General features: G+C 60.9%; 14 protein-coding genes. 2 read left to right on the top strand and 12 right to left on the bottom strand.

From position 1 onward, the window contains the following. The first annotated feature begins 1 nt into the window (after window position 1). Entirely contained in the window at window positions 2-823 is an 822-nt protein-coding gene (locus B9Z41_RS01020; protein ID WP_100144113.1) for an amidohydrolase, read from the top strand. A 45-nt stretch (window positions 824-868) separates the two neighbouring features. On the opposite strand, the gene B9Z41_RS01025 is transcribed toward B9Z41_RS01020, so the two are convergent. The 12 genes from B9Z41_RS01025 to B9Z41_RS01080 form a co-directional block, all read right to left on the bottom strand. Continuing rightward, on the bottom strand, window positions 869-2,302 hold the full coding sequence (locus B9Z41_RS01025; protein WP_100144115.1) for an aldehyde dehydrogenase family protein: 1,434 nt from the start codon (window positions 2,300-2,302) through the stop codon (window positions 869-871). Between the two features lie 97 nt (window positions 2,303-2,399). Then, entirely contained in the window at window positions 2,400-3,236 is an 837-nt protein-coding gene (gene otnI, locus B9Z41_RS01030; RefSeq protein ID WP_100144117.1) for a 2-oxo-tetronate isomerase, read from the bottom strand. Window positions 3,237-3,315: 79 nt separating this feature from the next. Then, a complete protein-coding gene (locus tag B9Z41_RS01035; protein WP_100144119.1) occupies window positions 3,316-4,011 on the bottom strand; it encodes an aldolase in 696 nt (231 codons plus the stop codon). A 7-nt stretch (window positions 4,012-4,018) separates the two neighbouring features. Continuing rightward, window positions 4,019-5,311 (bottom strand): 3-oxo-tetronate kinase, encoded by a 1,293-nt coding sequence (otnK, locus tag B9Z41_RS01040; protein ID WP_100144121.1) that lies wholly within the window; start codon window positions 5,309-5,311, stop codon window positions 4,019-4,021. Window positions 5,312-5,324: 13 nt separating this feature from the next. After that, on the bottom strand, window positions 5,325-6,617 hold the full coding sequence (locus B9Z41_RS01045) for a TRAP transporter large permease (RefSeq protein WP_100144123.1): 1,293 nt from the start codon (window positions 6,615-6,617) through the stop codon (window positions 5,325-5,327). Further along, the gene (locus tag B9Z41_RS01050; protein WP_100144125.1) at window positions 6,614-7,126 is read right to left on the bottom strand and encodes a TRAP transporter small permease; all 513 of its coding nucleotides are present in this window, start codon (window positions 7,124-7,126) and stop codon (window positions 6,614-6,616) included. Before B9Z41_RS01050 ends, B9Z41_RS01045 begins: the two co-directional genes overlap by 4 nt. A 110-nt stretch (window positions 7,127-7,236) precedes the next feature. Continuing rightward, window positions 7,237-8,217 (bottom strand): TRAP transporter substrate-binding protein, encoded by a 981-nt coding sequence (locus tag B9Z41_RS01055; protein ID WP_100144127.1) that lies wholly within the window; start codon window positions 8,215-8,217, stop codon window positions 7,237-7,239. A 43-nt stretch (window positions 8,218-8,260) separates the two neighbouring features. Next, window positions 8,261-9,166: an alpha/beta fold hydrolase gene (locus tag B9Z41_RS01060; RefSeq protein ID WP_100144129.1), complete on the bottom strand. Its 906-nt coding sequence runs from the start codon at window positions 9,164-9,166 to the stop codon at window positions 8,261-8,263. Further along, on the bottom strand, window positions 9,163-10,074 hold the full coding sequence (ltnD, locus tag B9Z41_RS01065; protein WP_100144131.1) for an L-threonate dehydrogenase: 912 nt from the start codon (window positions 10,072-10,074) through the stop codon (window positions 9,163-9,165). The genes B9Z41_RS01060 and ltnD overlap by 4 nt, the downstream gene beginning before the upstream one ends. A gap of 71 nt (window positions 10,075-10,145) precedes the next feature. After that, window positions 10,146-10,919, bottom strand: coding sequence for a FadR/GntR family transcriptional regulator (locus tag B9Z41_RS01070; protein WP_100145053.1), 774 nt, complete (start codon window positions 10,917-10,919; stop codon window positions 10,146-10,148). Window positions 10,920-10,924: 5 nt separating this feature from the next. Then, window positions 10,925-12,295 carry an MmgE/PrpD family protein gene (locus B9Z41_RS01075; protein ID WP_100144133.1) on the bottom strand — a complete coding sequence of 457 codons (1,371 nt, stop codon included), beginning with the start codon at window positions 12,293-12,295 and terminating at the stop codon, window positions 10,925-10,927. Window positions 12,296-12,362: 67 nt separating this feature from the next. Further along, the gene (locus B9Z41_RS01080) at window positions 12,363-13,334 is read right to left on the bottom strand and encodes a tripartite tricarboxylate transporter substrate binding protein (RefSeq protein ID WP_100144135.1); all 972 of its coding nucleotides are present in this window, start codon (window positions 13,332-13,334) and stop codon (window positions 12,363-12,365) included. 210 nt (window positions 13,335-13,544) lie between these two features. On the opposite strand from B9Z41_RS01080, the gene B9Z41_RS01085 reads away from it, so the two are divergent. Then, complete coding sequence (locus tag B9Z41_RS01085) at window positions 13,545-14,300, top strand: GntR family transcriptional regulator (protein WP_369823276.1); 756 nt, start codon at window positions 13,545-13,547, stop codon at window positions 14,298-14,300. Window positions 14,301-14,332 lie beyond the last annotated feature (32 nt).

A 14,332-nucleotide genomic window follows, 5' to 3' on the forward strand; every position in this document is an offset into this window, starting at 1 on the left:
CGTGTCGATTTTTGATCTGCCCAAAATAGACAGCCATTGCCACGTGCTGGACCCGCAGCGCTTTGCGTATGCGAGCGACGTGGCCTACCACCCCCAGGGGCAAGAGATTGGCACTGCTGACTACTTCGCCCACGTGATGGATGCCTACGGCGTGCAACACGCGCTGCTGGTGGGGCCCAACTCGGGCTACGGGTTTGACAACCGCTGTTTGTTGGACGCGATTGCACAAGGGGCAGGGCGCTTCAAAGGCATTGCGGTGTTGGCCGACGACACATCCAGCGAGCGACTGCAAGAACTGCAAGCGCAGGGCATTGTGGGTGTGGCGTTCAACGTGTCGCTGCATGGCTTGGCTTACTACCAAGCCATTGAGCCCTTGTTGCAACGCATGGCGTCATTGGGCTTGTGGGCGCAGTTTCAGGTGGAGGCTGACCAGTTGGTTGAGCTCATGCCCATGATCGAGCGCACCCAAGTGCCGGTGCTGATGGACCACTGTGGTCGTCCGCGCTTAGGCGATGGGCTGCAAGCACCGGGTGTGCAAGCGTTGTTGGCGCTGGGGCGCAGCGGCCAAGCGGTGGTGAAGATTTCAGGCTACGCCAAGTTCTCGCAACAGCTGTTTCCGTTTGACGATGTGGATGCCCATGTGGCGCAACTGGTGCAGGCGTTTGGCATGTCGCGCTGCATTTGGGCCTCGGACTGGCCTTATTTGAAAGCGCCCTACCGCTTGGACTACGGCACCTTGCTCAAGCTCGTGGCGCGCAAGTTCAGTCCAGAGGACTTGCAGCAAGTGATGTGGGACAACCCCAAACGTTTGTTTGGCTTCTGAGCCACGGCATCTGAGGGGCGCTTGGCCTTGGGGTGGGGCTGTGTGTCAACCGTGCTGGATGGAAATGGTCTTGAGCACGGTGAAGCCGTACAAGGCCTCGAAGCCTTTTTCTCGGCCCCAGCCACTGGCTTTGACGCCGCCAAACGGCAGCTCGATGCCGCCACCGGCACCGTAGTTGTTGATGAACACCTGGCCCGAGCGCACCTGGCGGGCCAGGCGCATTTGGCGTGCGCCGTCGCGCGTCCAGATACTGGCCACCAAGCCGTAGTCGGTGGCGTTGGCGATGCGCACGGCATCGGCCTCGTCGTCAAAGGGCAGGGCGGCCAACACGGGGCCGAATACTTCTTCTTGCGCCAGACGGTGTTGCACTGGCACATCGCGCACCAGCGTGGGCGCTTGGTAGAACCCTGTGGCGGGTGCTTGCGATACCACTTGGCCTTGACCCGCAATAGGTAAACCGTCTTGCTGCACCTGCTGCAAAAAGTGTTGCACGCGTTCGAGCTGGCTGTGGCGAATCAGCGGGCCGCAATCGAGGTCCATCTGGGCTGGGCCGCAGCGCAGTTGGCCAAAGGCTTGGCTCAAACGACTCAGCACCTCTTCATACGCCGAGCGTTGCACCAGCAAGCGACTGCCTGCCGAGCAGGTTTGTCCGGCGTTTTGCACGATGGCGTTGACCACCACCGGCACCATGGCGTCGAAGTCGGCGTCGGCAAACACGATCTGCGGTGACTTGCCTCCAAGCTCTAGCGTGACAGGCGTGTAGTTGACGCTGGCGTTGCGCACCACCAGTTGCCCGATGGTGGGTGAGCCGGTGAACGAGATGTGGTCGATGCCTGGGTGCTTGACCAGCACATCGCCCGCTTCATGGCCGTAGCCGGTGACGATGTTGAGGGCGCCTGGGGGCAGGCCCGCTTCGGCGGCCAGTTCGGCCACACGCAACAACGACAGACAAGCGTCTTCAGCGGGTTTGACCACGCAGGCATTGCCTGCGGCCAGCGCGCCGCCCACACTGCGGCCAAAAATTTGCAGCGGATAGTTCCACGGCACGATGTGACCCGTCACGCCATGCGGTTCGCGCAAGGTCAGCACGGTGTAGCCGTTTTGGTAGGGGATGGTGTGGCCCAGCAGTTTGTCAGCGGCCCCGGCATAGAACTCGAAGTAGCGCACGATGGCTGCCGCATCGGCGCGTGCTTGCTTGAGCGGTTTGCCGCAGTCGCGCGATTCGAGCTGCGCCAGTTCTTCGGCATGGTCTTGCAGGGTGTAGGCGAGTTTCATCAGCACCCGGCCACGTTCGGCGGCGGTGAATGCACCCCAAGCGCCTTGGCAGGCCTGGCGTGCGGCAGCCACGGCCTGGTCGATGTCGTGGGCGTTACCGCGTGCGATGGCGGCAAAGGTGTCACCCGTCGATGGGTCGATCACGGGAATCGACTCACCCGAGCTGCCTGCGACCCATTGGTTATTGATGAAGTGCTGTGACATGGTGGGGGCAATGAGAAGGCTGGCTGTGAAAGGCTAGGCGGGGGTTGAGTGTGTGCTCAGCGTCCGTGTGTTTGTGCGATGGGCTAGCCGCAGGCTGCTAGCGGCGTGCGCGCAGCCAGTCCAGGCCCGCAGACGTGCCACCGGCTTGGCCGCCCAAACGCGGGCGGTACTCGCAGCCGATCCAGCCTTGCCAGTGGCAGGCTTGCGAGACCTCGTCGATCACGTCAAACAGGTAGGGGTAGTTCATCTCGCCGAGGTCGGGCTCATGACGCTCGGGCACGCCCGCAATTTGAAAGTGACCGACCCGGCCTGTGGGCAGGTATTGCCGAATCTTCATGGCCACATCGCCTTCGACGATTTGGCAGTGGTACAGATCCATCTGCACCTTGAGGTTGGCGGCACCCACGGTCTCGATGATTTCGTGTGCGTGGTCTTGGCGGTTCAAAAAGAAACCCGGAATGTCGCGCGTGTTGATCGGCTCGATCAGCACGTCCAAGCCCGCCTTGGCCGCCTCGGTCGCTGCCCAGCGCAGGTTGCTGAGGTAGGTGGGCAAGTTGCTGGTGCGGCTTTGGCCCTCACCCAGCAGGCCGGCCATCAGGTGGATGCGTGGGCAGTGCAGCACCTCGGCATAGCGCAGGGCCAATTGCACACCGGCTTGAAACTCGGCTTCGCGTCCAGGAATGCTGGCGATGCCACGGGTGTTGCTCGCCCAAGCCGCGTCAATGCTGGCGGCATCGGTGCCGCCGGGAGGGGCATTGAAGAGCACTTGTTGCAAGCCGTGGGCTTGCAAGCGAGCCGACAGTTCGTGGGCTTCAAACGCATAGGGAAACAAATACTCCACCGCTGTAAAGCCGTCTTGTGCCGCTGCTTCAAAGCGGTCGAGAAACGGCAACTCGGTGTACATCATGGTGAGGTTGGCGGCGAATTGAGGCATGGTCTTTGGGAGGTGTGAAGCGTCAAGAAAAAAAGACGGAGGCGTTCAGGGTGTGTGTGGCGTTGTGCCTGGGCAGCTCTTACCAACACGCACCAAAGGTCTGGCGCAGCTCTTGAATCTGGCTGGCGCTGAGCGCGCGCGTGTCGGTGGGGGCCAAGCAGGCCAGGCGGGCTGTTTCTTCGAGTTCTTCCAGCGTGGCCATGGCCGCAGCAGGGGAGTCGTGCCACACGTTGGGCCCTAAGCGTGCCAGCATGACAGCCCGAATAGGCGTGCCTTGTTCGCCATAGCGGGTGATGGTGCGCGCCACGGCCTCGGCGGCTTGTGCGTCGCCAGGGCGGTGGTAGTCGATCACGGGCACGTGGCCTACCTTCATCACAAAGTAGGGCGTGAGGGCAGGCAGTAGTTCGTGCGGGGCCGCAAAGGTGCTTTGCGTGAGGCCCATGTGGGGGGCGCGCAAGGTCAGCGCCACGCAGTGGGTGCTGTGGGTATGGATGACGCAGGCGGTGTGGGCGTCAAACGCATGCGCGGCGGCATAGATGCGGGTGTGCAGCGCGATGGTTTTGCTGGCCTTGTCGCCACTGAGCTGATGACCTTGCGCGTCCAACTTGGCCAAGCGTGCGGGATCGAGAAAGCCCAAACAAGCGTCGGTGGGCGTGATCAAAAAACCGTCGTCCAAGCGCACGCTGATGTTGCCCGCCGTGGCATGCACGTAGCCACGCGCAAACAGGCTGTGGCCGATGCGGCAGATCTCTTCTCGGGCTTGGGTTTCGGTCATGGGCGTGTCAGTGCTGGAGTTGCGCCAGCGCTTTGGTGAAGAAGTCGGGGCTGCCAAAGTTGCCCGACTTGAGCGTGAGGTGCACGGGGCCGACGGGCGTGTGTGCGTGGCACCAGGGCACGCCCGGGTCGATTTGCGGGCCAATGTGCAGTTGCGTGATGTCCAGGGCTTGCACGCAAGCGCCCGAGGTTTCGCCACCGGCCACCACCCATTGGCGAACGCCCAGAGCGAGCAGGCCACGTGTTATGTCGGCCAGGGTGTGTTCCACCAGCGCACCCGCCGCATCCACACCCAGTTGCGCTTGCACGGCTTTGACGGCTTCAGGCTCTGCCGTGGCATACACCAGCACCGGGCCTGAGGCCAAGTGGGGCGCGGCCCAGGCGCAGACCTGCGCCACCACCTTGGCTGCTGCCTCGGGGCTGCGTGCCAGCACCAAGGGGTCGAGAGCAAACGCGGGACGACCGCTGGCGATGAAATGCGCCACTTGGCCACGCGTGGCTGTGGAGCAACTGCCCGAGACGATGGCCTGCGCACCACGGGCGGGTGGCAACTGGCTGGCGCTGGGGTTGGCGCTCAAGCCAAAGTTAGCGGGCAATCCAATGGCCACCCCTGAACCGGCGGTGACCAAGGGCAGGTGTTTCAAGGCTGGCCCCAAGCGCAGCAGGTCGTCGTTGCTGACGGCGTCTACCACTGCCAGACGCACGCCTTGGGCTTGCAGTTCGGCCATGCGTGCAAGCACCGCCTGCGCGCCTTGCGCCACGCAGCGGTGGTCGATCAGGCCCACTTTGCCTTGTGACTGCGCTTGCAGCACGCGCACCAGGTTGGCGTCGTGCATGGGGGTGAGCGGGTGGTGTTGCATGCCCGACTCGTTGAGCAGCACATCGCCCACAAACAAATAACCTTTGAACACGGTGCGCCCGTTGTCGGGGAAGGCCGGTGTGGCAATGGTGAAGTCGGTGTTCAGTGCGGCCATCAAGGCCTCGGTCACGGGGCCAATATTGCCCTCGGCGGTGCTGTCAAAGGTGGAGCAGTATTTGAAATAAATCTGCTCGGCCCCCTGGGCTTGCAGCCAGTGCAAGGCGTCGAGCGATTGCGCAATGGCCTGTGCAGCCGGGATGGTGCGTGATTTGAGCGCCACCACCACCGCGTCCACCTCGGCGCCTAACTCGGCGTTCAATGGCTCGGTGGGCACACCGATGGTTTGCACCACGCGCATGCCAGCGCGCACCAGGTTGTTGGCCAGGTCGGTGGCACCCGTGAAGTCGTCGGCAATGCAGCCTAGGCGGATGGGATGGGTCATAGGGCCTCGCGCTTTACTTGAAGCCCATCACATGGGGCAGCCAGTTGCTGAGCGCTGGCACAAAAGTCAGCACCACCAGCACCGCACCATGGGCCCACAAGAAGGGGGTGAGTTCACGTGTCAAGTCAGACAAAGGCACGCGTGACACGTTGGAGGTGACAAACAGCAAACCGCCCACTGGGGGTGTGATCATGCCCAACGTCAAGTTGTAGATCACCACCATGGCAAAGTGGATCGGGTCGATGCCCACTTTGGCCGCCACAGGAGCCAGGATGGGCACCAGCACCATCACGCCCGGCAAGGGTTCGATGAAGATGCCAAACAGCAGTAAGAACACGTTGATGACGATCAAGAACGTCCAAGCGTTCAGGTGCATATCGGCAATCCAACCGGCCACGATTTGCGGCACACCTTCAATGGTGAGCACCCAAGCAAACGAGGCCGACATGCCAATGATGAGCAGCACCGAAGCGGTCAAGAGTGCCGAGCGCGACAAGATGTCGGGCACAGCTTTCCATTCGAGCGTGCGATAGACGTACTTGCCGCACAAGAGTGCATAGAACACCGCCACGACCGAGGCCTCGGTGGGGGTGAACCAACCGGCACGCATGCCGCCCAAGATGATGACTGGCAGCAAGATGGCGGGCATGGCCTTCCATGTGGTTTGCCACATTTCGCTGCGCGTGGGAAATTCGTTGTCGCCTTTGTAGTTGCGTTGCTTGGAGACATACCAGTTCACTGCACACATGGCCACGGCAATCAACACACCCGGAATCAAACCCGCCACAAACAAGGCGCCGACTGAGACGTTGTCGTCGGCCAAGGCGTAGATGATCATGATGATCGAGGGGGGAATGATGGGACCCACGATGGCGGTGGATGCGGTGAGTGCGGCTGCATAGGCACGGCCATAACCGGCCTTGTCCATCATGCGAATCAGCATGGAGCCTGGGCCTGCGGCGTCGGCCAATGCCGAGCCCGAAATGCCTGAGAAGAAAGTGAGCGAGACCACGTTGGTGTAGCCCAGGCCACCGCGTTTGTGGCCAACGAACTGGCCCGCAAATTTGAGCAGCACCTCGGTGAGCGAGCCGCCGCTCATCAACTCAGCCGCCAAGATGAAGAACGGCACCGCCATGAGTGGGAAGCTGTCGATGCCCGTGAAGGTTTCTTTCAGCAACACAATGAGTGGAAAGTTGCCCGACACCAGCAGTGCGGTGACGGTGGACAGACCCAGGGCAAAAGCCACCGGCACGCCGATGGCCAGGTAGATACAGGCCGAAATGAGGAGGATGACACTGGCATTCATAGGGAGGCACTCGCGGTAGCGTCGAAGTGGGCGTCTGAGGCGAACTGGCGATCGATCACGTAGTCACGCACGATCAACAGCCAGTGGATCAAAGTCATGGCCATGCCAATGGGCAAGGCCGCGTAAATGTAGGCAAACGAAATTTGCGTGGCGGGGGTTTGTTGGTATTGGGTGCGATCCATGTATTCCAGGCCGAACCAGATGCAAAACACAAACAAGCCGGTGAGCAACAAGGCAATCACCACACGCAAGGCGATGGCCAAGGGGCGTGGCAAGCTGTCTTGCAAGTTTTCTACCGCGATGTGACCGCCGTAGCGCAGCACCGGACCGCAGCCAATGAAGGTGAGCCAGATCATCATGTGGCGAGCCACTTCTTCGGCCCACTCAATGGATTGGCTGGTGGTGTAGCGCAGCACCACGTTGGCAAAGATGATGACCGACATCACCGCCAGCATGACGATGAGCATCCATCGGTTGGTGGCTAAAAAATAACGTTCAAAAGTTTTCATGGCAGCGGTGGGTGGGTGCGATTGAAAGGACCATCAAAAAAGCGGGAGGTGAAGTGCCAGGCACTTCGCGCCCCCGCCTGAGCCTTGGACCTCGTGTGAGGCCTGAGGACTTATTTGACGTCTTGGATTTTGCGGATATTGTCTGCGCCAAACTCTTTCGAGTATTCGGCGTACACCGTGCGCAGCGAGTTGCGGAAGGCTGGGCCGTCGACTTTGCGCACCACGGTCATGCCTTCTTTTTCCAGCTGGGCGATGCCGCTGGCTTCGTCGTCATTGACCTTTTTACGCTGGGCAATGGTGGCGCTCTTGGCGGCTGCGTAGAACACTTTTTTGTCGGCATCGCTGAGTTTGTTCATCACGCGCGGCGAGGTGATCAACAAGGCCGGTGAGTACACGTGACCGGTGAGCGACAAATGCTTTTGCACTTGCGAGAACTTGGAAGCCAAGATCACGGGGATGGGGTTTTCTTGACCGTCCACGGTGCCTTGTTGCAGCGCGCCAAACACTTCAGGGAAGGCCATGGGGGTGGGCTGAATGCCAAAGGCACGGTAGCCGTCCATATGGACCTTGTTTTCCATGGTGCGCATCTTCAGGCCCGAGGCATCTTCGGGCTTGACGATGGCGCGCTTGTTGTTGGTCATGTGACGGAAACCGTTCTCGGTCCACGACAGGGCAATCAGGCCTTTGGCGGGGAACTTGGTGAGGATTTCTTGGCCGATGGGGCCGTCCAAGGTGTGGCGGGCGTGGTCGTAGTCACGAAACAGGAAAGGAATGTCCACGATTTTGACTTCGGGCACAAAGTTACCAACGGGGCCGGTGGATGTGTTCACAAAATCGAGCGTGCCCAGTTGCACGGCTTCGATCATTTCGCGCTCACCGCCCAAGGCACTGCTGGGGAACTGTTGGCATTTGTAGCGGCCTTGCGTGCCTTTTTCAATCTCGTCGCAAAACACGGTGCTGCCCACGCCATAGTGCGAGGCTTGCGTGGTGGGGTAACCGATTTTCAGCACGGTTTGTGCTTGGACGCCGGTGGCGGCCAGCAGGCCCACGAGCAGGGTGCTCAAGGCAGTTGTTTTGAGTCGAGTGGTCATTCAAAGGTCTCCTGTAGAAATTGTTGGAATTATCGCCAAGCACTCACATGGCATGGCTAGTGGTTTTCGCGTGCGCTTGCAAAAAGTCAAGAATGGCGCGTGCCACGGCATAAGGGGCTTCACGTTGCGGGAAGTGACCCACACCATCGATCACCTGACGTTGGTAGGGGCCGCTGAAGAAATGTTCTTTGCCCGCCGAACCCGCAGGGATGTTGCAACTGTCGGCGCCGCCGTGCAACACCAAGGTGGGCAGTGACAGCACCGGGGCGGGGTTGAGGGCGGCGTCGTCGGCTGCGTACTCGGGGTCGCCCGGGGCATGGCCCCAGCGGTGGCGGTAGGAGTGCAGCACGATCTCGGGCCAGTCGGCGTTGTCAAACGCATCGGCGGTGGCTTCAAACTCTGCTGCCTTGTACCAGCCCTCGGGGGCCCAGGTGTCCCACATCATTTGGGTGAAACGACGGCGCTCATGGTGCACGCTGTCTGCGCCGCGTGGGGTGGCCATGTACCAGTGGTACCAGTAGTTGCGGGCTTGCTCCAGGCTGATCGTTTGGTCTGGGCTGTTGGTGCCATAGCCCACCGACATCATCACCAAATGGCTGGCGATGCCGGGTTCTAGGCCGCAGGCATTGGCCGCAGCACGTGCCCCCCAATCGTGTCCGGCCAGCACGGGTTGTTGCAAATCCAAGGCTTGCACCAGTTCCACCAAGTCACGGCCCAAGGCGGCGAGTTGGCCGGTGCGCGGTGTGTCGGGTTTTAAAAATGTGGTGGGCGAAAAACCGCGCAGCGCAGGCACGATGACGCGGTAGCCTGCGGCGGCCAGCTCGGGCGCCACCTCAGCCCAGCAGCGCGTGCTGTCGGGCCAACCGTGTAGCAAGACGATGGCGTGTTCGCCTTGCGGGTTCCACTCGTCGTAGGCCACGCGCAAGACGGAGGTGTCGACGGTTTTCATGACTTGGGGGGCAACTCGATGCCCGGAAAGATTTTGATCACGGCGCTGTCGTCTTCGCGCGCAAAGCCGGCGGTGGAGGCTTGCATGAACATTTGGTGCGCAGTGCTCGAGAGTGGCAAGGGGAACTTGCTGGCGCGCGCCATGTCGAGCACCAGGCCTAAGTCTTTGACGAAGATGTCCACCGCAGACAAGGGGGTGTAGTCGCCCGCCAGCACATGGGCCATGCGGTTTTCAAACATCCAGCTATTGCCCGCGCTGTGGGTGATCACCTCGTACAAGGCGTCGGGGGCTACGCCCTCGCGTAAGCCCAGTGCCATGGCTTCGGCGGCGGCGGCTATGTGCACGCCGGCCAACAACTGGTTGATGATTTTGACTTTGCTGCCCGCGCCCGCGCTGTCGCCGAGCTTGTAGACCTTGGCCGCCATGGCGTGCAGTAAGACCTCGCATTTGGCATAGGCCTCAGGTTTTGCGGCGGTCATCATGGTCATCTCGCCGCTGGCAGCTTTGGCCGCACCGCCGGAGATGGGCGCGTCGACATACATCAGGCCAAGTTGTTCCAAGCGCACTTCCATGGCCACCGACCAATTGGGGTCGACGGTGGAGCACATCACAAACACGCTGCCCGGCTTCATGGCGTGCGCACACCCCATGCCGTTGGCGTCTTTGCCAAACAGCACTTCTTCGGTTTGTGCGGCATTGACCACCACCGAGATCACCACATCGCAAGCGGCACCCAACTCGGCCAGCGATTCGCAGGCCACGCCGCCTTCGCGCACAAAGGCCTGGGCCACATCAGGGCGCACGTCGAACACATACAAGGGGTGACCGGCACGACGCAAGGACGCGGCCATGCCACTGCCCATGGCGCCTAGGCCAACAAGACCGACTGTGAGAGCTGTGGTTTGCATGGTGTATTTTTAAAAAATTCGTGTGATTGTCATACAAATTTCAAGCGACCCGGAGGACTCAAAAGAGGGGTTTACCCTGAGACTTTTTTCACCAAGGGCAGGGCGAGCACGCCGCCTTCTTGTGTCCAAAAACTGGGGTCGGCTTGCTGAATGCGCTTGGCTGCATTTTTCATGTGCAGCGTGGCCGCACGCTGCGCTTGTTTGCTGTCGCCGTTTTGGATGGCTTGCACGATGGCGTGGTGCTCGTTGCGCACGGCGTTGGCAAAGTCACTGCGGCGTGCTTCGTTGGCGCGCGTCACGCGAGTGCCTTCGCGCAAAAACTGAGACAGGTAGTCCAGCGTGCTGATGAGAAACGGGTTGCCCGCTGCTTTGGCAATGGCGCGGTGAAACTTCACGTCCTCCTCGGCACCGTCGTGGCCACGGGCGACCGCTTTGTCGAGCGAGTCGAGGGCTTTTTGAATCTCGCGCACGTCTTTGTCGGTTCTCTTGGCAGCAGCCAATGCAGCGCATTCGGCTTCCAAGGCTCGGCGTACCTCCACGATTTGAATCACGGCCTCACGCGAGGCCGCGTGCTTGGCATCGAAGTTCAGGGGTTGAAACACCGGGTGTGCGTTGACATAAATACCGCTGCCTTGGAGCGACTCGATGAGGCCAATCGATTTGAGCCGTGACAAGGCTTCGCGCACCACGGTGCGGCTGACTTGAAACTGTTCCACCAACTTGGCTTCGGTGGGCAGCTTGTCGCCGGGTTTGAGGTGTCCTTGCTGAATCGCCGCAGCCAACCGTTCTGCGACTTGCACAGACAGACGGTCGGCGGAGGCGATGGGTGTGAACACAGCCGTCACACGCTTCAGCATGTGGCCAAAGCAGCCAAACCACGCAGGTCGGAGGCTTGGCCGAGGTTCCAGCAGGCTTGGATCAGCGCATTGGTTTTCTCGGCGCCAATCACGGCGTCGCTCATGCCATGGAATTTGGCTTCCAGAGCCTGGTCGCTCATGGGGCGTTGCACCGAGCCGATGGCGTGTTCGACAAACACATGGACTTTGCGGCCGTCTTTGAGGAAGGCGGTGACGTCGGCGCTTTCTTCGCGAATGCTGTTGTCCACCGTGGCTTGCACTTTGTTGCGCAAGGCCACCACGTCGGCGCGGGTGACGATGTGGTCGTCAAACTCTTCTTCGGCCGCACGGCCAAAAATCAAACCGGCGGCACAGCCGTGGTAGACGCTGAATTTGCCTTGCAGGCCGTCTTTGGGTTCTTTCTTGCCCGTGAGTTCGAGCACCAGCGAATGCACGCGCAACTCGATGCGTTCCACGTCGTCAGCGTTGACGCCTTGTTCGCGCAGTTGCACGCAGGCGTCGATGCTGGGGTGGATCACGATGCCGCAGGCAAAGGGCTTGTAGGTGTTGAAGCTGATTTCAAAGCGCTCACCGAGTTCGTGGGTGACTTCGTTCCAGTCGTACTTGGTGGAGACCACTTGGGCCCAGCCACGCGGGGCTTCCAGGGCTTTGGGGCTGGCGGTGAAGCCTTGTTTGGCCAGCAGGGCCGACATCAAACCTGCGCGGGCGGCGGCACCAGGGTGGAAGGGTTTGGTCATGGTGCCAAACTGTTCGCGCAAGCCCACGGGCTGCGAAGCCGCAATGCCCAGCGCCATGGCGGTTTGCTCTGTGTTGAGTTTGAGCAAGCGTGCGCAGGCTGCGGCCGATCCCAACATGCCGGTGGTGCCGGTGATGTGCCAGCCACGGTCGTAGTGTTCAGGGTAGACGGTGTTGCCCATGCGGCAAGCCACGTCGATGCCGAGCACCAAAGCGTCAATCACCTCACGGCCGCTAGAGCCCAGGTGCTCGGCCAAAGGCAGCAACGCCGAGGCCACGGGGCCGGCGGGGTGGATGATGGTTTTGAGGTGGGTGTCGTCAAAGTCAAAGGTGTGCGAGGTGATGCCGTTGATCAAGGCTGCGCTGCCAATGTCGACACGTTCTTTGCGCCCAGCGATGCAGGCTTGGGGTGCGGGTTCCAGCATTTGCACGGCGGCCAGTGCAGCGCGTGCGGCGGCGTGGTCGGCGGCACCGACGGCGCAACCGAGCCAGTTCAGAAAAGTGCGATGGGCTTCGTGGTCAACCGCATCGCTCCAGCCTTTGGAGGGATGGGTGGCAACGTATTTGGCCAAAATTTGGGTGACGGGAGGGGCGTTGTGGTCGGCTGCGACGGTGGTGTTGATGGCCATACAAGTCTGAGTCAGTGGTGGGTGAAAAGGTTAAAAAAAATCGGGTGAGTGTAAGAGCGCGCGTGGGTCAAGCGTCGAGCATGATGCCGCGTGCTTTGGCCAATGCGCTCCAGCGCGCGATGTCGGCTTTCATATACGTACCAAAAGCCTCAGGCGACATGGGGATGAGTTCAACCGCTTCGCCAGACAGCTTTTCTTTGAAGTCAGGTTGGGCCAGTACTTTGGCCAGGGCTTCGTTGAGTTGTTTGACCATGGCCGCAGGCATACCGGCTGGACCCACGATGCCGTACCACTGCTGCGCGTCAAAGCCTTTGAGCCCCGCCTCTTCCATGGTGGGCACATCTTTGAGTTGTGGGTGGCGTTGGCTGCCTGTGACCGCCAGGGCTCGGATGCGTCCGCCGCGAATATGGGGCAGGGCAGCTGCGAGTCCCGGGAACATGGCCTGGGTTTGGCCTGCAATCAAGTCGGTGGTGGCGGGGGCAATGCCTCGGTAGGGAATGTGCACCATGAACGCGCCAGTTTGCAGTTTGAACAACTCGGCGGTCATGTGGGTGAGCGAACCTGCGCCGGCTGAACCGTAGGACACACGGCCAGGGTTTTGACGCACGTAGTCGAGAAAGCTTTTGACATCGGTGACGGGCAACGCCGCGTTGATGCACAGCACATTGGGTGTGCTGCCAATCATGCCGATGGGGGTGAAGTCTTTCACCGCGTCATAGGGCAGCTTGCGCGTGGCCGGTGCTGTGCCGTGGGTACCGACATAGCCCTGCATCAGGGTGTAACCATCGGCGGGTGATTTGGCCGTCATCTGTGAAGCAATCACACCGCCACCGCCACCGTGGTTATCGACCACCATGGGTTGACCCAAGACCTTGCCGAGTCGTTCGCAGACGGCGCGCCCAATCATGTCGGAGCCACCCCCCGCAGCCACTGGCACGATGTAACGGATGGGTTTGTTGGGGTAGGCGCTTTGGGCGTAGCCCGTGCTGGCCAAAGCCATGCCCAGGGGCAGCGCTGTGATGAGTTCGCGTCGTTTCATAACTGTCTCCGTCTTGTTTTTTTGAGCGAGGCATGGAGTGTGCGTCAAGGCCAGGATTCACGCAGCAGCGGCAGTTGCGCAGGTGACATCAGGAGAGGCGCCCCATTGAAAAATTGGATACAAAAATCAGGGGATTACCCTCAATAAGCCTGTTTCGGCTTCAAAAAATGCTCTTGATGTATACAATGCCGCCGCATGAACGGTTTGTCTATGTCAAATTCAGCCTCCGTGTTGGCCCCTCAAGAAGAGGGTGGGTCGCAGGCTGTCAAAGTGCAACTCAAGTTGCGCGACATGATTTTGGCGGGCGAATTAGACGCCGGTGCACGCATCACCGAATTGGCGGTGGCCGAACGCTTGGGGGTGTCGCGCACACCCATCCGAGCGGCCCTGATGCGGCTGGAACAAGAGGGTTTGTTGCAGGCATGGCCCAGTGGTGGTTATGCGGTACGCACGTTCTCTGAGCGCGATGCGGCGGATGCCATTGAGTTGCGTGGCGCCATCGAAGGCTTGGCCGCGCAGTGGGCGGCGCAGCGCGGGGCCGATCCTGTGGCGATGTCTCAGGCCCAAGCGTGCTTGGACCAGATCGATGTCGTGCTGGCACCGTCTCAACTGACCGACGAAGGTTTTTCAAATTACGTGCTGCTCAATGGTCGGTTTCACCAAATCTTGGCCGACTTGTGTGGCAGCGAGTTTTTACGGCCCGAGCTTGAGCGGGTGGCGAGCATGCCATTCGCTTCGCCCTCCGGCTTTGTGCTGGCGCAGGCCAACTCACCCCAAGCACGTGACATGTTGATCGTGGCCCAGGACCAGCACCGCCAGGTGCTCGACGCCATTGCGTGCCGCGAAGGCGCGCGGGCTGAGGCCATCATGCGTGAGCATTCCCGCTTGGCACAGCGCAATTTGCGCGATGCCATGCACAGTCCTGATTCGGTGCCCGGTGGTCGATTGATTCGACGCCCGCATTGAGCGTCCCTTTTTTGATATTTAACAGGAGAGCC

Source organism: Limnohabitans sp. JirII-31 (genome assembly GCF_002778315.1).
Lineage (GTDB): Bacteria > Pseudomonadota > Gammaproteobacteria > Burkholderiales > Burkholderiaceae_C > Limnohabitans.